Here is a 21,809-nt window from a genome sequence, read left to right on the forward strand (position 1 = left end):
GTGGGATGCTGAGGTCTTAACGCACCCGTTTTTTTCTTCTGTCGCCGCGATTATACTGCGCGGCGTGTACCCAGATGATAAGAATCCATGAAAACCCTTTTTCTGATGTTGTTATTTTTAACCGCGTTTGCCCATGCCGATGAGATAGGCAGCCAGTATAAAAAGCAGGCTGAAGCAGGCGATGCGCGCGCGCAGTATTATCTTGCCGATACCTGGTTCAGTTCCGGCGACAGCGCGCAGGCGGCGCTGTGGGCGGAAAAAGCGGCAAAAGGCGGTGATGTCGACGCCATGGCGCTGCTGTCGCAAATCCACTTTTCGCAGGGTGACTATGCGCAGGCCAAAGCCCTGGCCCAGCAGGCAAACATTGCGGGCAGCAAACGCGGCGCGATCATGCTGGCGCGGGTGCTGGTGAACACGCAGGCGGGCAAAACCGACTACCCGCAGGCCATCGCACTGCTGCAATCGGCGACCGAAGACATCGATAGCGACTCGGCGGTAGATGCGCAACAGCTGCTGGGGCTGATCTATGCCAATGGCGTTGATGTTCCTCAGGATGACGTGCAGGCCGCATCGTGGTTCAAGCGGAGTTCGGCTCTGTCCCGGACGGGCTATGCGGAGTACTGGGCAGGAATGCTGTTCAGGCAGGGTGAGAAAGGCTTTATCACACCGAATAAACAGAAAGCGCTTTACTGGTTAAACCTGAGCTGTACCGAAGGGTTTGATACCGGGTGTGAAGAGTTTGATGCGTTGAGCGGGGAATAACGTGCCGGGTGGCGGCTTCGCCTTACCCGGCCTACAAAACCCGTAGGCCCGGTAAGCGCAGCGCCACCGGGCTTAGAATGTTACTGGTCAGCCGTTTTATCAAAACGACCCAGCACCTCGCGTTCATACGCCAGCGCTTTTTTACGGTCGAACTTGTGTTCCCACTTGGAGATTACCAGCACCGCCAGCGCATTACCCACCACGTTCAGCGCAGTACGCGCCATGTCGAGGATACGGTCCACACCGGCAATAAACGCCAGGCCTTCCAGCGGAATACCGACGCTGCCCAGCGTCGCCAGCAGCACCACGAAGGAGACGCCCGGCACGCCTGCGATGCCTTTTGAAGTCACCATCAGCGTCAGAACCAGCACGATCTCCTGCCACAGCGACAGGTCAATGCCGTACAGCTGCGCGATAAAGATTGCCGCAATACTCTGATACAGCGTCGAACCATCCAGGTTAAAGGAGTAGCCCGTTGGCACCACGAAGCTGGTAATGGACGCCGGCGCACCGTAGGCCTCCATCTTCTCAATGATACGCGGCAGCACGCTCTCGGAGCTTGCCGTGGAGTAGGCCAGAATCAGCTCATCCTTCAGGATGCGGATCAGGATCCAGATGCTGAGCCCGCACAGGCGCGCCACAATGCCCAGCACTACCAGCGCGAAGAACAGAATCGCGAAGTGCACCAGAATCACCAGCTTCGCCAGCGGCCACAGGGAGGCAAAGCCGAAGTTCGCTACGGTCACCGCAATCAGCGCGAATACCCCGACCGGCGCATAGCGCATCACCATGTGGGTGACTTTGAACATGGTTTCGGAGACAGATCGGAACACGGTGACCAGCGGTTCACGGTGCGTCGCGGGCAGGGAAGAAAGCCCCAGACCAAAGAGTACCGAGAAGAAGATGATCGGCAGCATCTCGCCCTTCGCCATGGACGCGATAATGTTGGTCGGCACCAGCGAGAGAATAGTCCCCATCAGTCCATGCGAATGGCTCTGCACATCGGCGGTTGTGCTTTGGTATTTCGAAATATCCACCGTCGCCAGCTGCGACATATCGATCCCGGCACCAGGCTGGAACACATTCGCCAGGGTGATGCCAAGAACGATGGCAACCGTGGTGATCACTTCGAAATAGAGAATAGTTTTAACGCCGATGCGGCCTAACTGTTTCGCATCACCGACACCCGCGATACCGACCACCAGCGTCGAGATCACAATCGGCACAACAATCATCTTGATCAGATGAATAAAGATATCGCCCGCAGGGGAGAGAAGGTTCGCAATCAGCCACTCGCGGCTGTCGCTATGATAATGGAGGTAACTGCCCAGCAAGATGCCCAGCACAAGGGCCAGCAGGATCTGCCAGGCCAGGCTGACTTTCAAATTTTTCATAGAAACTGACTTCCTCAATGAAATCTCCGTACCATCAAAACTGCATGAATATGGAGACATACTGAAAGGGTATGAATTGTGTTGCGTTGGTTTATGGGATTTTTTAACGCGCCGTATGAGTATCATTTGCACGGCATGCTGCGCAAGCCTTAAAGAACAAGGCATTTCACTGCAAAAAGTGTCATTGACGGCAATTTATAGCAATTCGCATAAATAACCATTTGTTATACAAAATATTTTCACTTCAAAAAAGTGAATAATTCTTCAGGTGAATTATTTCCCTTCAAAGTTTCATTCGCTCAATTTTCATACTCTTCAGACATTGCGTGATCTGTCGCCCAAATACTAAACAAAGCTTGTAAAGCCCCTACTATTAACGTTTTTGCGACATATTATTAACATCTTACAAGGAGAAAAAAAGCCATGAGCCAAATACACAAACACGACATTCCCGCAAACATTGCGGACCGTTGCCTGATAAGCCCGGAGCAATACCAGGAGAAATACCAGCAGTCCGTTTCCAGCCCTGACGCGTTCTGGGGTGAGCAGGGCCACATCCTCGACTGGATCAAACCTTATCAGAAGGTAAAGAACACCTCTTTCGCGCCGGGCAACGTCTCCATTAAATGGTATGAAGACGGCACGCTGAACCTGGCGGCGAACTGCCTGGACCGCCATCTTGCTGAACGCGGCAACGAAACGGCCATCATCTGGGAAGGCGATGATGCCTCTCAGAGTAAACACATCTCGTATAAAGAACTTCATCGCGACGTGTGCCGCTTTGCCAACGTGCTGCTGGCCCAGGGCATTAAAAAAGGCGATGTGGTGGCGATCTATATGCCAATGGTGCCGGAAGCCGCCGTGGCTATGCTGGCCTGCGCGCGCATCGGTGCGATCCACTCCGTTATCTTCGGCGGTTTCTCGCCGGAGGCGGTTGCCGGGCGTATTGTCGACTCGAATTCGAAGCTGGTGATCACCGCTGACGAGGGCGTGCGCGCCGGGCGCGGTATTCCGCTGAAGAAAAACGTTGATGAAGCGCTGAAAAACCCGAACGTAAAATCCATCAACAACGTCATTGTCTTCAAACGCACGGGCGGCAAAATCGACTGGCACGAGGGGCGCGACCTGTGGTGGAGCGATCTGATTGAAAACGCGAGCGACCAGCATCAGCCTGAAGAGATGAACGCGGAAGATCCGCTGTTTATCCTGTATACCTCCGGCTCCACCGGTAAGCCGAAAGGCGTGCTGCATACCACCGGCGGCTATCTGGTTTACGCGGCCACCACCTTTAAATACGTTTTCGACTACCATCCGGGCGACATCTACTGGTGTACCGCCGACGTGGGCTGGGTGACCGGTCATAGCTACCTGCTGTACGGCCCGCTGGCCTGCGGCGCAACGACGCTGATGTTTGAAGGCGTACCGAACTGGCCGACCCCGGCGCGTATGTGCCAGGTGGTTGATAAGCATCAGGTCAACATTCTCTACACCGCGCCAACGGCGATCCGCGCGCTGATGGCAGAAGGAGATAAAGCTATCGAAGGGACCGACCGCTCTTCCCTGCGTATCCTCGGCTCCGTGGGCGAGCCGATCAACCCCGAAGCCTGGGAGTGGTACTGGAAGAAGATCGGCAACGAGAAGTGCCCGGTGATGGATACCTGGTGGCAGACCGAAACCGGCGGCTTCATGATCACCCCGATGCCGGGCGCCACGCAGCTGAAAGCCGGTTCGGCCACCCGTCCGTTCTTCGGCGTGCAGCCTGCGCTGGTGGACAACGAAGGCAATCCGCAGGAAGGCGCTACCGAGGGCAACCTGGTGATCGTCGATTCCTGGCCTGGCCAGGCGCGTACCCTGTTCGGCGACCATGAGCGCTTCGAGCAAACCTACTTCTCGACCTTCAAAAACATGTACTTCAGCGGCGACGGCGCGCGCCGGGATGAAGACGGTTATTACTGGATCACCGGACGCGTGGACGACGTGCTGAACGTCTCCGGCCACCGTCTGGGCACGGCGGAGATTGAGTCTGCGCTGGTGTCGCATCCGAAAATTGCCGAAGCGGCGGTTGTCGGCATTCCTCACAACATCAAAGGCCAGGCGATCTACGCCTACGTCACTCTGAACCACGGCGAAGAGCCGTCGCCAGAGCTGTATACCGAGGTGCGCAACTGGGTGCGTAAAGAGATCGGCCCGCTTGCCACGCCGGACGTGCTGCACTGGACCGACTCGCTGCCGAAAACCCGTTCCGGCAAGATTATGCGCCGTATCCTGCGCAAAATCGCGGCGGGCGACACCAGTAACCTCGGTGATACCTCAACGCTGGCCGATCCTGGCGTGGTGGACAAACTGCTCGAAGAGAAGCAGGCCATCGCAATGCCTTCCTAGTGTTTTCTCCCTCTCCCCGTGGGAGAGGGCCGGGGTGAGGGCATCAGACCGCACCTTCCTCCCCTCACCCTCTCCCCACAGGGGAGAGGGGATAAAAACAAACCAACCTTACTTCTGGAGACTCTGTGATGAATAACGATATTTGTCAGCAGATAGAGAATAGTGCGCACTACAGGGAGCTCGTCGAAAAACGGCAACGGTTTGCCTTCATCCTTTCCATCATCATGCTGATTATCTACGTCGGCTTTATTCTGCTGATCGCCTTTGCGCCGCACTGGCTGGGCACCCCGCTGCATGAGGGTACCAGCGTCACGCGCGGTATTCCGATTGGGATTGGCGTGATCATCATTTCGTTTGTGCTCACGGGTGTGTACGTCTGGCGTGCGAACGGTGAATTCGATCGTCTTAACAGAGAAGTTCTGCGCGAGGTAAAAGCATCATGAAGCGAGTCCTGACGGCGCTAGCCGCCACACTTCCCTTTGCTGCCCATGCGGCAGATGCCCTTACCGGCGAGGTTCAGCGCCAGCCAACCAACTGGCAGGCGATTATCATGTTCCTGATTTTCGTGGTGCTGACGCTGTATATCACCTACTGGGCGTCGAAACGCGTACGCTCCCGTAACGATTACTACACCGCGGGCGGCAATATTACCGGCTTCCAGAACGGGCTGGCGATCGCGGGGGACTTTATGTCCGCCGCCTCGTTCCTTGGGATCTCCGCGCTGGTGTACACCTCCGGGTATGACGGCCTGATCTACTCCCTCGGGTTCCTGGTGGGCTGGCCAATCATTCTGTTCCTGATTGCCGAGCGCCTGCGCAACCTGGGACGCTATACCTTTGCTGACGTCGCCTCCTATCGCCTGAAGCAGGGGCCGATTCGCTCCCTCTCCGCCTGCGGTTCGCTGGTGGTGGTGGCGCTCTATCTGATCGCCCAGATGGTGGGCGCGGGCAAACTGATCGAGCTGCTGTTCGGCCTGAACTACCACGTCGCGGTGGTGCTGGTAGGCGTGCTGATGGTGATGTACGTCCTGTTCGGCGGCATGCTGGCCACCACCTGGGTACAGATCATCAAAGCGGTACTGCTGCTGTTCGGCGCCAGCTTTATGGCCTTTATGGTGATGAAGCACGTCGGGTTCAGCTTCAATAATCTGTTTACCGAAGCGATGGCGGTCCACCCGAAAGGGGAAGCGATCATGAGCCCGGGCGGGCTGGTGAAAGATCCGATATCCGCGCTCTCGCTCGGTCTCGGCCTGATGTTCGGTACCGCTGGCCTGCCGCATATCCTGATGCGTTTCTTCACGGTGTCAGATGCGCGTGAAGCGCGTAAAAGCGTGTTCTACGCTACCGGGTTTATGGGCTACTTCTACATTCTGACCTTTATCATCGGCTTCGGCGCAATCATGCTGGTGGGGGCAAACCCGGCGTTTAAAGACGCGGCGGGCGCGCTTATCGGCGGTAACAACATGGCGGCGGTGCATCTGGCCGACGCGGTGGGCGGCAACCTGTTCCTCGGCTTTATCTCTGCCGTGGCCTTTGCCACCATCCTCGCGGTGGTTGCAGGGCTGACGCTGGCCGGCGCGTCGGCGGTTTCGCATGACCTCTACGCCAACGTCTTCCGCAAAGGCGCAAGCGAGCGCGATGAGCTGAAGGTCTCCAAAATCACCGTGCTGGTGCTGGGCGTTGTCGCCATCCTGCTGGGGATTTTGTTCGAGAAACAGAACATCGCCTTTATGGTCGGGCTGGCCTTCTCGATTGCGGCAAGCTGTAACTTCCCGATCATTCTGCTCTCCATGTACTGGTCAAAACTGACCACCCGTGGGGCGATGATTGGCGGCTGGCTGGGCCTGCTGACGGCGGTGATTCTGATGATCCTCGGCCCGACCATCTGGGTGCAGATCCTCGGTCACGAAAGCGCTATCTTCCCGTATGAATACCCGGCGCTGTTCTCCATTGCCGTGGCGTTTATCGGGATCTGGATTTTCTCTGCCACCGATAATTCACCGGAGGGTAACCTGGAGCGTGAAAAATTCCGCGCCCAGTTTATCCGCTCGCAAACCGGCCTGGGCGTTGAGCAGGGCCGCGCGCACTAAGCCTTTTCTCCCCGGTCGCTCTGGCCGGGGAGCTTAAAACATCACCCACGCCACCAGCGGCGCAATCAGCACCATCGTGACGCCCGAAAGCATCATCACCAGGCTCGCGACCACGCCCTCCTGCTGTCCCAGCTCATACGAACGTGCCGTCCCCGCCCCGTGCGACGCCGCGCCAAACCCCGCGCCTTTCGCCATCCCTTCGCGAATGGAAAGCCGCAGAAACAGCACATCCCCCACTGCCATGCCGAAGACGCCCGTCACCACCACAAACAGCGCCACCAGATCCGGCTGGCCACCGAGCGGTTTGGCGGCTGCCAGCGCAAACGGCGTGGTCACCGAACGCACCGCCAGGCTGCGCTGGATTTCATCCGACAGGGTAAACAGCCGCGCCAGCCAGACCGAACTGCACACCGCCACCACCGTCGCGGTGACGACACCCGCGCTGAGCGACATCCAGTGGCGTCTGATAATGGCGAGGTTGTCATAAACGGGTACGGCGAAGGCGATGGTCGCCGGGCCGAGCAGCCACAGCAGCCAGTGGGATTCGCCAATGTAGTTCTGCCAGGAGATATGGCCGAAGACCAGCATCAGCACCAGCAGGATCGGCGTAAAGACCAGCGGCATCAGCGGCAGCGCGCGAAAGCGGCGATACAGGCGCTTGTTGGCAAAGTAGATGACGACTGTCGCAATCAGGCACAGCACGCTTATCTGAAAGTTAGTCATGCTTCTGCCTGCTGATTTCAAAGCGATACACTTTATCCACCACCCAGGCAGTGGCGCCCAGCACCATCATCGTGCTCAGGGCGATAACCGCAAAGATGCGCCAGCCGTCGACCATCAGCAGCTGGGCATAGTTCACCACCGCCACCACGGCCGGCACAAAGAACAACAGCATCTCCGCCAGCAGCCAGCGTGCGCCGGCCCGCACCCAGCTAAGGGGCAACGCGCGACAGAGGATCAGCGTCAGCAACAGCACCATCCCCACCAGGTTGGCGGGTAAAGGCAGATGCAGCCAGTCGACAAGATATTCCGCGAAAACAAACAGTCCCGCGTAAAGCAGTACCTGAACCGGTACCTGGAGTCGTTGAACAACGGCAGGCGTAACACGGCTTAACGCCACGGCCATGGGGGTTTTCCTCAGAAATGAGACGAGGCGCCAGTATAGTGAGCGTACGGTATCGACTGAAATGAATTAAAATCATCGAAGGTATAGTTTCGAGGAATAATCATGGACATAAGAACGCTGCGCTATTTTGTCGAGGTGGTTCGCCAGCAAAGTTTTACCCGCGCAGCGGAGAAGTTATTCGTAACCCAGCCAACCATCAGCAAGATGCTGAAAAACCTCGAAGATGAGCTGAACTGTACCCTGCTGATCCGCGACGGACGCAAGCTACTGCTGACCGATACCGGTCGCGTGGTGTTCGAGCGCGGGCTGGCAATTCTGGCGGAGTTCCGCCAGCTGGAGGCCGAGCTTGGGGACATCAACCATCTGACAAAAGGGCTGCTGCGGCTCGGTATTCCGCCGATGGTCGGCATGATGATGGCCGGCCCGATAAGCCTGTTTCGTCAGCGCTATCCCGGCGTTGAGCTAAAAATTGCTGAATTTGGCGGCCTGACCGTGCAGCAGGCGGTGATGAACGGTGAACTGGACGTGGCCATGACGGCCCTTCCCGTGGAGGAGGAAAGCGGCCTGGCGACGCTGCCGCTCTTTAGCCACCCGCTGTGCGTGCTGGTTCCCCGCTCCGGCGACTGGCTGAAGATTGAGTCAGTAAAACCCGAGCTGCTCGGCGAACACCCGCTGCTGATTTACAACGAAGATTTTGCCTTAAGCCGCCAGCTGATGGCGCTGTTTAACCAGCATAACGTGAAGCCGCGCATTGCGGTGCGCAGCGGCCAGTGGGATTTTCTGGCGGCGATGGTACAGGCGGGCGTGGGGATTGCCATTCTGCCGCAGCCGATCTGCGAGCGGCTGGATAAAAATACGCTGCGCTGGATCCCGCTGGAGAGCGACCTGCACTGGCAGCTGGGGATGATCTGGCGTGAAGGGGTCTATCTGTCGCACAGCGCGCAGGCGTGGTTGCAATGTTGTGAGGGGTTTTGGGTACCCTCACCCTAACCCTCTCCCACAGGGAGAGGGAACCGATCGAGCACGTAGGCCCGGTAAGCGCAGCGCCACCGGGCAATTACAGCGCTACTGATTCTCTATCAACAACGCTTCCAGCAGATCCAGATCGTGCAGCAGCTTTTGCAGCGTCTCGTTGCTGATCTGCCGCGTGGCGCGCAGGTGATACAGCTCGGCACGCTCGGAGCGCAGCGCCGCCAGGCGGAAACGGCGTTCGAGGTTCTCTTCCTGCAACGAACTTTCCACGTCGTTACGTCCGTCAGCACGGCGACGCAAATTACCGATCACGCGTGAACTGACTTCCTTCAGCAGCTGGTTATCAATGTTCTCTTCGGCATCGGCGGCCAGACGCTCCTCCATCTTCTCGATGGCGACAATCGCCACTTCCGCCGTCGCCGCACGGGCAATCCGCTCTTCTTTGTGCTGTTGCGAGGAGTCCCCCGCGTCAATATGTTGCAGCAGAATCGGCAGCATAATCACGCCGACAAACAGGGAGAAGAGGATCACCCCCGCCGCCAGGAACACCAGCTCGTAGCGCGCCGGGAAGACGTCACCCGTCGGCAGCAGCAGAGGAATGGAGAGGACACCAGCAAGGGTGATCGCCCCGCGCACGCCCGCGAAAGAGGCAATCAGCAGCTCGCGCGTGGTCCACGAGCCAAACTCCATCGGCTTTTTGGTCAGGAAGCGAACGCTGAATTTCTTCATCGTCCACAGCCAGCCGAAACGCACCAGCATCAGTGCAAGGTAGATGAGCACGATATCGGTAAACAGCATCCAGACTTCAACGTTTGGATCCGCTTCGGCCGCAATCAGCGAGGATTCCATAATGCCCGGCAGTTGCAGGCCCAACAGCAGGAACACCATGCCGTTAAACACAAACTCGAGCATAGCCCAGGTACTGTTCGCGCGCAGGCGCATCGCCAGCGGCGCGCGCCGCATAACGCCGGAGCGGGTGATGGTCATCCCCGCGGCTACCGCCGCCAGAATGCCCGACACGCCAATGTGTTCGGCAATCAGGTAAGAGGCAAACGGCAGCAGGAACAGCAGGACGATCTGCGTCGCCGGTTCATCACCACCCCAGCGGCTAAGGAAGCGCAGCGAGCGTCCGTACAGCCAGCTCACTACGAAGCCCGCGAGGATACCGCCAATCGCCACCTTGAAGAATTCCAGGGTCGCGCCGCCGACGGTAAAGACCATGGTGCCCATGGCAACCGCCACGGCAAACTTGAGGGCGACCAGGCCAGAAGCGTCGTTCATCAGCGCCTCGCCCTGCAAAATGCCCATGATTTTCTTTGGAATGCGCCCTTCGCCCACAATGCCGGACAGCGCCACGGCGTCGGTAGGCGACAGCACGGCGGCCAGCGCAAAGGCGGGTATGAGCGGGATCCCCGGTACGGCCCAGTAGATCAGAAAACCAATCCCGACCACGGTGACCACCACCAGCGCCAGCGCCAGGCCGAAGATCTCTCGCCCGTGCTCCAGAAATTCGCGCGTCGGCGTTTTCCAGCCATCGGCAAACAGCAGCGGCGGGATAAACAGCACGAGGAACAGTTCCGGATCGAACTCCACGTGCAGACCGAACGTCGGCCACGCCAGCAGCGCACCGATAGCTATTTGCATTAAAGGCAGGGGGACCTGGAAGGGCAGTACGCGTGTAACCACCCCGGATAATGAGACCACAAGGGTCATGATGAGTATTGTGAAGAAAATTTCCATGCGTTCCCTGTTTGCTGTGTTTCTTATATGCCAAACCTGAGGCGTCGTGCCTCTTATTCTATCCTCTCCAGAGTAACGTAAAAGGCAACAGGATGAGTCCTGAAAATAAAAACGGGCGGCCTGAGCCACCCGTTTTCGCATAAAAAGTCAATTCAGATGGCCCAGCCGCCCGCGTAAAACGCCACCAGCGCAACGGCGATGACCACGGTACCGATGTTCAGCTTACGCCACTCACCGGAGACCAGACGCCCAATCACCAGCGAGGCGAAGCCGATCATAATGCCGGTCACGATGTTACAGGTCAGCACGATGAATACCGCAGTGATCAGGCCGGACATAGCATCAACAAAATCCGCGAAGTCGATTTTCGCCACGTTGCTCAGCATCAGCAGGCCAACGTACATCAGCGCAGGTGCGGTCGCGTAAGCCGGCACCAGATAAGAGAGCGGAGAGAGGAACAGGATCAGCAGGAACAGCACGCCAACGGTGATGGCCGTCAGGCCGGTTTTACCGCCTGCCGCCGTACCCGCTGCGGACTCAATGTACACCGCCGCAGGCGCCGCACCTACCAGGCCAGAGAAAACGCTGCTCAGGGAGTCGGTGGTCAGCGCTTTGCCGCCGTCAATAATCTGTCCGTCTTTATCCAGCAGGTTAGCCTGACCGGCCACCGCGCGGATGGTGCCCGTGGCATCAAACACCGCGGTCATTACCAGCGCCAGCACGCTTGGCAGGATCACCGGGTTCAGCGCGCCCACAATATCCAGGCTGCCAATCAGGGAGTTGCCTTTGTCATCACTCAGCGACGGCATGGCGAAAATCCCGGAGAAATGAACGGTCGGGTCGAAGATCAGGCCGACGATGGACACGCCGATAATGGTCAGCAGAATGCCGCCCGGCACTTTCAGTTTTTCCAGGCCAATGATCACCGCCAGACCCACCAGCGACATGATCACCGGGAAGCTCGCGAAGTTACCCAGCGCAACCGGCAGGCCGTCCAGCGGGTTCTTGATGACCAGACCCACGCCGTTGGCAGCGATCAGCAGCAGGAACAGGCCAATACCGATGCCGGTGCCGTGCGCCACGCCCTGCGGCAGGTTGCGCAAAATCCAGCTACGAATGCCGGTTGCTGAAATTACGGTGAACAGCACGCCCATCAGGAACACGGCGCCGAGCGCTACCGGGACGCTGATATGCTGGCCCAGCACCAGGCTGAAGGCGGTAAACGCGGTCAGGGAGATGGCGCACCCGATCGCCAGCGGCAGGTTCGCCCACAGGCCCATCACAATCGAACCCACACCCGCAACCAGGCAGGTGGCAACGAAGACCGCCGCTGGCGGGAAGCCCGCTTTGCCGAGCATGCCTGGCACCACGATGACGGAGTACACCATCGCCAGAAACGTGGTCAGACCGGCAACAACTTCCTGGCGCACGGTGCTGCCGCGAGCAGAAATTTTAAACATGGCGTCAAGTGAACCGCCGGTACGCGCAGATGGCGTAGACATAGAAAACATCCCCTGAAAATTTTTATTGAAAGTCCGTAAGCGTGGTGGAGACTCCACTGCCAGCGAAACGTCAAATCCTTGTGCTGCGTTTGCGACGAAAGGGGCGTCACAAAAAAAGCAAACGTTTAGCTCCGCGCTTACAAAACGGGTGGTCAAATGTAGGCAAACGATTATCTAGCCTAATACCCGCCCTTTTCAACTGAACTTTCTCGTTTTTCGCTAAAATTGCCTCATGACGATGAAGAATTAAGCAGAGGATGCGCAAACGTTATCGTCCATGCGCAATTTCGTTACATTTCATCCCTCGCCGGGGATTGTCAGCGGGCCGCCTTTCGCAAGCGTTGTCTGCCAGCCCGGACGTGCCTCCACTCTCTGTTTCCACGCCGCTATGTGGTCGAGATTGTCAATGCCGCCTCTCGCCAGCAGGGCGAAGAGGGGAAAACTCATCTGGATATCAGCCATGGTCAGCGTGTCGCCGGCAAACCAGCTGTTTTCGGCAAGATGATCGTTAATAAAGCGCGCATGCGTTTCCAGCTGGCGGTTGAGATACGCTTTTTGCACCCCCTGCCCCAGCGCCTTACCCAGCGTGCGCAGGCCAAACGGGACGGGTGGTTTGCCGAGGCTGTTAAACACCAGCTTCATTAACAGTAGCGGCATCAAAGACCCTTCGGCGTAATGCAGCCAGAAGCGATACTGCACTTTATGGGCGGGATCTAACGGTTTGAATCGTGACGCCGAATCGTACGTTTCCTGAAGATATTCCAGAATCGCGCCTGATTCGGCCAGCACCAGTCCGTTATCTTCCAGTACCGGGGATTTCCCCAGCGGATGCACTTTTTTGAGCGAATCCGGTGCAAGCATGGATTTCTCGCGCTGGTAGCGCACAATCTCATACGTCAGACCCAGCTCTTCCAGCGCCCAGAGGACGCGATGTGAACGAGACTGATTAAGGTGGTGGACCGTTAGCATGATGTTCTCCGGTGATTCATACTTTTTAACTATAGAAAACTGAACAACTTCACGAAAAAAATTTGGCTAAAATCTCACCGTCTCCGGTGGCAAAAACGGCGGCCGGGCATAGAATTAAAGTGTCAGTACAAACCGGAACCTCCTCCACAAGCTCGACACGAGGGGTACTGATGTCGGGGGAAACCCTCCCGTGAGCCAGCGGGATAGAGAGAAAGACAAAGACCGGAAAAAACTAAAGCGCCCTTAGTGGCGCTTTAGTTCTTTATGCTTGTTGCCGGGTGGCGGCTGCGCCTTACCCGACCTGCAAAACCGAGAGCGTAGGCCGGGTAAGCGAAGCGCCATCCGGCAAACACCTCTCAATCCTCCTCCAGCAACCGCGCCCCTGTTCCCTGCTCGCCCAGCCTGTCACCCGGGTTACGCAGCGGACAATCGCTGCGTGATAAACACCCGCAACCAATGCAGCCGTCCAGCTCATCGCGCAGGGCCACCAGCGTGTGAATACGACGATCCAGCTCTTCTCGCCACTGGGACGACAGCTGCTTCCACTCCTTCGCGCTCAGCGAGTGCCCTTCCGGCAATACGCCGAACGCGTCACCGATGGTGGCCAGAGGAATGCCGATACGTTGCGCAATTTTGATGATCGCCACGTAGCGGAGCACATCGCGGGTGTAGCGCCGTTGGTTTCCGGCGTTACGGATACTTTTTATTAACCCTTTGCTTTCATAGAAGTGGAGTGCCGACACCGCCACACCGCTTCGCTTAGCCACTTCACCGGGGGTTAACAGCGCTTTGATGCGCGGTAATCTCTTTTCCATAAAACCTCTTTACCTCAAGTTAACTTGAGGAATTATACTCCCCCGCAGAGAAAACGACGAATCAACCAGGACAGATGTCTCCACAGAGGGGTAACCTTATGTCGCATCAGCAAATTATTCAGACACTTATTGAATGGATTGATGAACATATCGACCAGCCGTTGAACATTGATGTGGTCGCTAAGAAGTCGGGCTATTCGAAATGGTATTTACAGAGAATGTTCCGCACCGTAATGCATCAAACGCTGGGTGATTACATTCGCCAGCGCAGGCTCCTGCTGGCGGCGCAGGCGTTACGCTCCACGCAGCGGCCCATTTTTGATATCGCAATGGATCTGGGCTATGTGTCGCAGCAGACCTTTTCCCGCGTCTTCCGCCGCGAGTTTGACCGTACGCCGAGCGACTACCGTCATCAGCTCAATTAATGCGTGTTAACGCAAGGGTTGCTGCTGCCAGGCCATAAATGCCTGGGGCGGCATCGCTTTCGCGAAGTGCCATCCCTGACAATACTGCACGCCACGCTTCAGCAACCAGCTCACCTGCTCCCCCGTCTCGACCCCTTCCGCAATGGTTTTCAGCCGCAGGCTTTGCGCCATCTCAATGATGTGCTCGGCAATCAGGTGGCTGGTGCTATTGGTGGTTAAGGTATCGATAAAGGATTTGTCGATTTTCAGGATATCGACGTTCAGCGAATAGAGGTTATGCAGGTTAGAGTAGCCGGTTCCGAAATCATCAATCGCCACTTCATACCCCGCCTGGCGAAACGCCTGAATGACCGGCGTGGTTTTCGGCACGTCAATAAACCCCCGCTCCGTCACCTCAATTTTGATTTGCTGCGCGCGAACCGAGTAAAAGCGGGCTTTGTCGGAGATCAGGGCGATAAGACGCGAAGAGTGAAAATCCGACGCCGACAGGTTAATCGAGACATACAGATCGGGATGAGCGGCAAGAAAATGGCCCAGATCGCTGAACACCTCCTCCACGACGTAATCCGTAATGCGCTCAATCATCCCCTCTTTTTCTGCCAGGGGAATAAATTCCGCCGGGCTCATAACCTGACCGTTGAATCCAGGCCAGCGCAACAACGCCTCTGCCCCCACGCACTGGTTATTTTTAATATCAATAATGGGCTGATAATGGACGCACAGCTGGCGTTTATTCAGCGCCCGGTGCAGAAGTCGGCCAGGCGAATTGAATTCACGGTGGGTACGCGACCACACCAGCAGAATAATAATGCTGCAAATTATCCCCAGCGGTAGCGTCAGGGTAGCCTGATGATAAAGCGTTTTATAAAAACGGGCGCTGGAGGTTGAAACGATGGCCGCAATCGGCCGCTGCCCGGATTTCACGATCGTATAAAAACGGTCACCTTTCTGAAAAGTCGTTTCCTGATGTCGAAGCATCGAATGCAATAAAGAAATATTGGCTTTCTGGCTTACAGAAAAGAATGCATTGCTGACGGTGTCATACACCCCCCACGACAGGGAACGATCGTCTGACATCACCTCACTGTACGAAAGCGGGTTGACCACTGCGACATAATTTCCGCGCTGCATATATATCATTTTATAACCATCAAAAAATGGCGTATTGCGAAAATAATAGATAGCAACGTCGGGTTTACGTGTGTAATTGGCAGCGGGGATGGTGTAAGGATGATCCGGCGTAAAAAGGGTCGAGCAGAGAAACGCCTGGCCTTCAGCATAAATTAAATCGGCAACAAAAAGACGACCGCGGGAAACGTTCAACATATATTGACGATGCTCCGGCGTACACACTTTTCCCTGATATTTTTCCGCGTCTTCCCGGGCCAGATCAACCTGTTGAATAACCCGTTCAGTTTTGTTTAAAGCAAGTTCAGCAAACGTGCGCAGCTGGGCGCTGATTTCCGACACGGCTCTAAGCTGGGCAAACCATAGCGCGAGCATCACCGGCAGCATAACTACCATGATAATCCCGACCACTTTGAGCATGTTGCGCAGCGCGCTACGATTCATTTCCCGCTCTGTATCCCTGCATGTTGTACGCCTGTAGCAATGAAGACCGGCTGCTTTGATAAACAGGTGATTACGTTGCATGAATCATGGGAAGTTAGCAACTGACTTTTGGTATTAAAAATCCTAAAATTCGTGATGCCGATAATATTTTCCCGTAAGCCAAACTAAAAGTATTCATTTCGTTTCTGATAAGGAAAATAATTACCCGCGACAGGTGTGGAAAATTCGCTGGCTGAAATAGCCTGCTCTTTGTTCTTATGCTGATTTATAAATAATCAGACGCCAGGACCGTTTTTCCTCTTCCCGTACGCTTGGCGTCATATAATGCCTTATCGGCACGCATCAGTATGGCAGAAGTATCCCGTTGCCCCTGACAGACTTCAACCACCCCGGCGCTGAAAGAGAGTACCAGCGTTTTATCGCCCACACGCAGCGGTTTTGAGATCAGCGCGGCACGCAGCCGGGAAGAGAGCAACGTAGCGGCCATACCATCCGTGTGCGCCAGCAGAAGAACAAACTCTTCGCCCCCCACCCGTCCCAGCGCCGACCCGGCCGGGCTCACCTCGCGAATACGGTCGCAAAAGTGGATCAATGCCGCATCGCCAACCTGATGTCCCCACCGATCGTTGATCTGCTTGAAATAATCGAGATCGAACATCAGGAGACAGAAGTGGCTACTGACATCCTGCGGCGAACTGGCTGCCAGCGCTATTTTGAGACGCTGTAAGATTGTCGAGCGATTCAGACAGCCCGTCAGATCGTCCGTGGTGGCTTTGACGGTCAGCTGCTGTTCTGCTTTTTTACGTTCGGTGATATCCAGGCCAATGTTGAGAATGGAGTTATCCGGTAAAAGGATGTTTGACCAGAGAATGGTTAACTGCGTCCCGTCTTTACGCACCGGGTGCCATTCGTACATATCCTTAAGCGGTGCGAAACGAACCGACTCCTGCACGCGCTGTCGCTCCTCGGGATCCGGGTAAAACAGGGCCAGCGGATCGGGATGCTCGCCGATTTCAGTCATACTCCAGCCAAAGACTTTTTCGCATTCGGCATTCCACAATACACACCGGTTATGCCTGTCAAAGGCGTTCATTAATACCGGAGCACGCTCAAATAAGGTTTTATATTGCGTGACGACGCGCTGCATTTCCTGCGCCGTTTTTTCCCGCACGATGATGTCATCAAAATAATCTTTTAGCTTCTCAACCAATACCACCACGATATTTTTCAATATCGGCAACGAGGTCAGTTTTTCATTAAAAGCCAAAAAGAAATAACCACTGCACTGTCTGCCATGCGCTGAGAATTTACACAGCACGCCGCTTTGCAGCCGCGCATAGCCTGGGTGCTGAGGGGAAAATACCGCCCGGCCAATATGCTCTTTCCAGTAGATCACCCGCCAGGCACGCTGATGCCGCTGCAACAGGGTGCTGGCAAGAAAATCCGCCACGTTAAAGGCGTGACACGTCACGTCGCCGGCACAAACCACGCGCGGCCCGTCTGCGGATTCGACACTGACCCATGAGAGATTTGCCCCCAGTGCGCTGTTGATAATTTCCAGCATTTCAACTGGCGAACACTGCGCGTTGAGTTGCGGCATCAGCTTCGCCAGGGCATGCAGCGCCTGCATGCTGTCGTTAATAATCTCGCGTCTTTTTTCTTTCATTATCTTTTCGCAGGTCATTAATCGAGAGAGCAACCGCAATAATTCATATCTGAATAAAAGAATAAGACCACGAAATCAAAGAGCATGCTGAGTGTAAAACAAAGAATACAAAATCCAAAAAAGTCAATTAATTCAATGCGATGAATTATTTTTGCGGGTACATTTATTGTTCCACACAAGCATAATCCATAGATATACTGCTGTAAACGCTATACAGCCGATGGCGTTTTGCAAAGGTTTTACTATCTGGATGAAATAAAAATAAAAATTCCGACCAGACGTCGCTCTGAGCGACGACGATATATTTTCCCCGGCAATAATCCCACTTTTACCTCACGCGGATACTGGCGAATAAAACAGCAAATGTGATATAGTTCACACATCTTATGTAACGAGAAACATTGTTTCATTCCAGTTCGTCTGTTTTGTCGAGGATGGGTTTTATGGCAACCATTACCACCAGCATGGTGCTCCTGCGCTGGCCGTTGTTGAGCGCGGTTTTGATGTTCCTGGCCAGCACGTTAAACATTCAGTTTCGAAAGTCCGACTACGCAGGTCTTGCTGTGATTAGCACCCTGTTAGGGTTGGGCGCCGCATGCTGGTTCGCGACAGGTTTGCTTGGCATTACGCTGGTAGACATTGCCGCCGTCTGGGAAAACATTAAAGTGGTGATGGTTGAAGCCATGAGCCACACTCCGCCAGACTGGCCGATGGTGATTACCTGATAGCCTGTTATAAAAAAAACCCAGACATTGTCTGGGTTTTTTGTTTTTCACGCGTCTGGATATCAGAACGGGATATCGTCGTCGAAATCCATTGGCGGTTCGTTAGACGGTGCCGGAGCAGACTGCTGCTGCGGACGGGACTGCGCGCCGCCGCTGAACTGGTTGCCGCCCTGAGGCTGCTGAGGCTGACCCCAACCACCCTGCTGCTGATTCTGACCGCCACCTGCCGGTGCGCCACCGCCCTGACGGCCACCCAGCATTTGCATGGTGCCGCCCACGTTCACCACCACTTCCGTGGTGTACTTCTCAGCGCCGGATTGGTCGGTCCATTTGCGGGTACGCAGCTGGCCTTCGATATAGACCTGAGAACCTTTACGCAGATACTCACCGGCCACTTCGGCCAGTTTGCCAAACAGCACAACGCGGTGCCATTCGGTCTGCTCTTTCATTTCTCCGGTCGCTTTATCACGCCAGGATTCGGAAGTAGCCAGCGTAATGTTGGCAACTGCGCCACCACTCGGCATGTAGCGTACTTCCGGGTCCTGGCCCAGATTACCGACGAGAATCACCTTGTTTACGCCTCTGCTGGCCATGTTCGTGTCTCCTGAATACGTTTCTTAATAGTGTAAACGCGCGAGTGTACCATTTCCATGCTGCACTTTGATAGTTGCGTAGCACGTTCCAGAGTTCTCCCGCGAACTCGACATTGTTACACAGTGAATCAGAAAATGCATTCCAATACTGTATATTCAAACAGGTCATTTTGTGTCATAATTAGCCGTTTCTGACAGCCGTTTGTCCTTCAAACAAATCAGGCAATCCGTGTTCCAACCGGGAAAGGTGAATGGATAAGATCGAAGTTCGGGGCGCCCGCACCCATAATCTCAAGAATATCAACCTCATAATCCCTCGCGACAAACTCATCGTCGTGACCGGGCTTTCGGGGTCTGGCAAATCCTCACTGGCTTTCGACACTTTGTATGCCGAAGGACAGCGTCGTTACGTTGAATCGCTCTCGGCGTACGCGCGTCAGTTCCTGTCGCTGATGGAAAAACCGGATGTCGACCACATTGAAGGGTTGTCCCCTGCTATCTCCATTGAGCAGAAATCCACGTCGCATAACCCGCGCTCCACGGTCGGTACCATTACCGAAATCCATGACTACCTGCGTCTGCTGTATGCGCGCGTGGGCGAGCCGCGCTGCCCGGATCACGACGTCCCGCTGGCGGCCCAGACCGTCAGCCAGATGGTGGATAACGTGCTGTCGCAGCCGGAAGGCAAACGCCTGATGCTGCTGGCGCCAATAATTAAAGAGCGTAAGGGCGAACACACTAAAACGCTGGAAAACCTGGCAAGCCAGGGCTATATCCGCGCCCGTATCGACGGTGAAGTGTGTGACCTGTCGGATCCGCCAAAGCTGGAGCTGCAAAAGAAACACACCATCGAAGTGGTGATTGACCGCTTTAAGGTACGTGAAGATCTGGCGACGCGTCTGGCGGAGTCCTTTGAAACGGCGCTGGAACTGTCGGGCGGCACGGCCGTGGTCTCCGATATGGACGACCCGAAAGCGGAAGAGCTGCTCTTCTCCGCCAACTTCGCCTGTCCGATTTGCGGCTACAGCATGCGCGAGCTGGAACCGCGCCTGTTCTCGTTCAACAACCCGGCGGGCGCGTGCCCGACCTGTGACGGCCTGGGCGTTCAGCAGTATTTCGACCCGGACCGTGTGATCCAAAACCCGGAACTGTCGCTGGCGGGTGGCGCTATTCGCGGCTGGGATAAGCGTAATTTTTACTACTTCCAGATGCTGAAATCGCTGGCTGAGCACTATAAGTTCGACGTTGAAGCCCCGTGGGCCAGCCTGAGCGCGAACGTACATAAAGTGATCCTGTTCGGTTCCGGCAAAGAGAATATTGAGTTCAAGTACATGAACGATCGCGGTGACACTTCCGTGCGTCGCCACCCGTTCGAAGGGGTGTTGCACAACATGGAGCGCCGCTACAAAGAGACCGAATCCAGCGCGGTGCGTGAGGAGCTGGCGAAGTTCATCAGCAACCGCTCCTGCGCCACCTGCGAGGGTACACGTCTGCGTCGCGAAGCGCGTCACGTGTTTGTCGAAAACACGGCGCTGCCGACTATCTCAGACATGAGCATCGGCCACGCGATGGACTTCTTCAACAACCTGAAGCTCTCCGGACAGCGCGCGAAAATCGCTGAAAAAGTGCTGAAAGAGATCGGCGATCGCCTCAAGTTCCTCGTGAACGTCGGTCTGAACTACCTGACGCTTTCCCGCTCGGCTGAAACGCTGTCCGGCGGTGAAGCCCAGCGTATCCGTCTGGCGAGCCAGATTGGCGCGGGCTTAGTCGGCGTGATGTACGTGCTGGATGAGCCGTCTATCGGCCTGCACCAGCGCGACAACGAACGCCTGCTCGGCACGCTGGTTCACCTGCGTAACCTCGGCAACACGGTAATCGTGGTCGAGCACGACGAAGATGCGATCCGCGCCGCGGACCACGTGATCGACATCGGCCCGGGCGCAGGCGTACACGGCGGCCAGGTGGTCGCGGAAGGGACGCTGAAAGACATCATGGCGGTGCCTGAATCGCTGACCGGCCAGTACATGAGCGGCAAGCGCAAAATTGAAGTGCCGAAACAGCGCGTGGCGGCGAACCCGGAAAAAGTGCTGAAGCTGACCGGCGCGCGCGGCAACAACCTGAAGGACGTGACCCTGACGCTGCCTGTCGGGCTGTTTACCTGCATCACCGGCGTGTCCGGTTCCGGTAAATCGACGCTGATCAACGATACGCTGTTCCCGATTGCGCAGACGGCGCTGAACGGCGCGACGCTGGCCGAGCCTGCGCCGTACCGCGACATTCAGGGGCTGGAGCATTTCGACAAGGTTATCGACATCGATCAGAGCCCGATTGGCCGTACGCCGCGTTCCAACCCGGCGACCTATACCGGCGTCTTTACGCCCGTACGTGAACTCTTTGCCGGCGTGCCGGAAGCGCGTTCACGCGGCTATACGCCAGGCCGTTTCAGCTTTAACGTGCGCGGCGGCCGCTGTGAAGCGTGCCAGGGCGACGGCGTAATCAAGGTTGAGATGCACTTCCTGCCGGATATCTACGTGCCGTGCGACCAGTGCAAAGGTAAGCGTTATAACCGTGAAACGCTGGAGATTAAGTACAAAGGCAAGACCATCCACGAAGTGCTGGATATGACCATCGAAGAGGCACGCGAGTTCTTTGACGCCGTCCCTGCGCTGGCGCGTAAGCTGCAAACCCTCATGGATGTGGGTCTGACCTATATTCGTCTGGGGCAGTCAGCGACAACGCTGTCCGGCGGTGAAGCGCAGCGCGTGAAGCTGGCGCGTGAGCTGTCCAAACGCGGTACCGGTCAGACGCTGTATATTCTGGATGAGCCGACCACCGGCCTGCACTTTGCGGATATCCAGCAGCTGCTGGACGTGCTGCACCAGCTGCGCGATCAGGGCAACACCATCGTGGTGATTGAGCACAACCTGGACGTGATTAAAACCGCTGACTGGATTGTCGATCTCGGCCCGGAAGGCGGCAGCGGCGGCGGTGAAATCCTCGTCTCCGGTACGCCAGAGACCGTTGCAGAGTGCGAAGCCTCGCACACCGCGCGCTTCCTCAAACCGTTGCTGTAATCG

At 56.2% G+C, this 21,809-nt stretch carries 18 protein-coding genes; 8 read left to right on the forward strand and 10 right to left on the reverse strand.

Features of this window, described 5'->3' with window-relative positions:
* Positions 1-87 precede the first annotated feature (87 nt).
* Positions 88-762, forward strand: coding sequence for a tetratricopeptide repeat protein (locus O1722_RS21490; RefSeq protein WP_033488131.1), 675 nt, complete (start codon positions 88-90; stop codon positions 760-762).
* 80 nt (positions 763-842) lie between these two features.
* Here the strand turns inward: O1722_RS21490 and gltP are convergent, their stop codons facing one another.
* Positions 843-2,156 carry a glutamate/aspartate:proton symporter GltP gene (gltP, locus tag O1722_RS21495; protein ID WP_015570199.1) on the reverse strand — a complete coding sequence of 438 codons (1,314 nt, stop codon included), beginning with the start codon at positions 2,154-2,156 and terminating at the stop codon, positions 843-845.
* Between the two features lie 423 nt (positions 2,157-2,579).
* Here gltP and acs point away from each other — a divergent pair, with 423 nt between their 5' ends.
* The 3 genes from acs (at position 2,580) to actP (ending at position 6,627) form a co-directional block, all read left to right on the forward strand.
* Positions 2,580-4,538, forward strand: a complete 1,959-nt coding sequence (gene acs, locus O1722_RS21500; RefSeq protein WP_033488130.1) for an acetate--CoA ligase — start codon at positions 2,580-2,582, stop codon at positions 4,536-4,538.
* 128 nt (positions 4,539-4,666) lie between these two features.
* A complete protein-coding gene (locus tag O1722_RS21505) occupies positions 4,667-4,981 on the forward strand; it encodes a DUF485 domain-containing protein (RefSeq protein ID WP_017382635.1) in 315 nt (104 codons plus the stop codon).
* Complete coding sequence (gene actP, locus O1722_RS21510; protein WP_033488129.1) at positions 4,978-6,627, forward strand: cation/acetate symporter ActP; 1,650 nt, start codon at positions 4,978-4,980, stop codon at positions 6,625-6,627. Before O1722_RS21505 ends, actP begins: the two co-directional genes overlap by 4 nt.
* A 33-nt stretch (positions 6,628-6,660) precedes the next feature.
* On the opposite strand, the gene O1722_RS21515 is transcribed toward actP, so the two are convergent.
* Positions 6,661-7,350, reverse strand: a complete 690-nt coding sequence (locus O1722_RS21515; protein ID WP_015570195.1) for an LrgB family protein — start codon at positions 7,348-7,350, stop codon at positions 6,661-6,663.
* Positions 7,343-7,753 (reverse strand): CidA/LrgA family protein, encoded by a 411-nt coding sequence (locus O1722_RS21520; RefSeq protein WP_017382632.1) that lies wholly within the window; start codon positions 7,751-7,753, stop codon positions 7,343-7,345. The genes O1722_RS21515 and O1722_RS21520 overlap by 8 nt, the downstream gene beginning before the upstream one ends.
* A gap of 102 nt (positions 7,754-7,855) precedes the next feature.
* Between O1722_RS21520 and O1722_RS21525 the strand changes: the two genes are divergently transcribed.
* A complete protein-coding gene (locus O1722_RS21525) occupies positions 7,856-8,743 on the forward strand; it encodes a LysR family transcriptional regulator (RefSeq protein WP_033488128.1) in 888 nt (295 codons plus the stop codon).
* Between the two features lie 75 nt (positions 8,744-8,818).
* Here the strand turns inward: O1722_RS21525 and O1722_RS21530 are convergent, their stop codons facing one another.
* The 4 genes from O1722_RS21530 to soxR form a co-directional block, all read right to left on the reverse strand.
* Entirely contained in the window at positions 8,819-10,465 is a 1,647-nt protein-coding gene (locus tag O1722_RS21530) for a Na+/H+ antiporter (RefSeq protein ID WP_003860270.1), read from the reverse strand.
* A 152-nt stretch (positions 10,466-10,617) separates the two neighbouring features.
* Positions 10,618-11,967 (reverse strand): guanine/hypoxanthine transporter GhxP, encoded by a 1,350-nt coding sequence (gene ghxP, locus O1722_RS21535; RefSeq protein ID WP_006810466.1) that lies wholly within the window; start codon positions 11,965-11,967, stop codon positions 10,618-10,620.
* A gap of 297 nt (positions 11,968-12,264) precedes the next feature.
* A complete protein-coding gene (locus O1722_RS21540; protein ID WP_017694715.1) occupies positions 12,265-12,936 on the reverse strand; it encodes a glutathione S-transferase family protein in 672 nt (223 codons plus the stop codon).
* Positions 12,937-13,292: 356 nt separating this feature from the next.
* Positions 13,293-13,751: a redox-sensitive transcriptional activator SoxR gene (gene soxR / locus O1722_RS21545; protein WP_003860275.1), complete on the reverse strand. Its 459-nt coding sequence runs from the start codon at positions 13,749-13,751 to the stop codon at positions 13,293-13,295.
* Positions 13,752-13,849: 98 nt separating this feature from the next.
* Here soxR and soxS point away from each other — a divergent pair, with 98 nt between their 5' ends.
* Positions 13,850-14,176 carry a superoxide response transcriptional regulator SoxS gene (gene soxS, locus O1722_RS21550; protein WP_003860277.1) on the forward strand — a complete coding sequence of 109 codons (327 nt, stop codon included), beginning with the start codon at positions 13,850-13,852 and terminating at the stop codon, positions 14,174-14,176.
* Between the two features lie 6 nt (positions 14,177-14,182).
* On the opposite strand, the gene O1722_RS21555 is transcribed toward soxS, so the two are convergent.
* The gene (locus O1722_RS21555; RefSeq protein WP_033488127.1) at positions 14,183-15,748 is read right to left on the reverse strand and encodes an EAL domain-containing protein; all 1,566 of its coding nucleotides are present in this window, start codon (positions 15,746-15,748) and stop codon (positions 14,183-14,185) included.
* Positions 15,749-16,013: 265 nt separating this feature from the next.
* On the reverse strand, positions 16,014-17,414 hold the full coding sequence (locus O1722_RS21560) for a sensor domain-containing diguanylate cyclase (RefSeq protein ID WP_032672109.1): 1,401 nt from the start codon (positions 17,412-17,414) through the stop codon (positions 16,014-16,016).
* Positions 17,415-17,857: 443 nt separating this feature from the next.
* Here O1722_RS21560 and O1722_RS21565 point away from each other — a divergent pair, with 443 nt between their 5' ends.
* Positions 17,858-18,139, forward strand: coding sequence for a YjcB family protein (locus tag O1722_RS21565; RefSeq protein WP_003860282.1), 282 nt, complete (start codon positions 17,858-17,860; stop codon positions 18,137-18,139).
* Between the two features lie 62 nt (positions 18,140-18,201).
* Here O1722_RS21565 and ssb1 read toward each other — a convergent pair whose 3' ends face one another.
* Positions 18,202-18,732: a single-stranded DNA-binding protein SSB1 gene (gene ssb1, locus O1722_RS21570; protein ID WP_006177466.1), complete on the reverse strand. Its 531-nt coding sequence runs from the start codon at positions 18,730-18,732 to the stop codon at positions 18,202-18,204.
* Positions 18,733-18,983: 251 nt separating this feature from the next.
* Between ssb1 and uvrA the strand changes: the two genes are divergently transcribed.
* Entirely contained in the window at positions 18,984-21,806 is a 2,823-nt protein-coding gene (uvrA, locus tag O1722_RS21575; RefSeq protein WP_015570187.1) for an excinuclease ABC subunit UvrA, read from the forward strand.
* Positions 21,807-21,809: the final 3 nt, after the last annotated feature.

This window comes from Enterobacter cloacae complex sp. HYC003_NIDB (genome assembly GCF_056673375.1).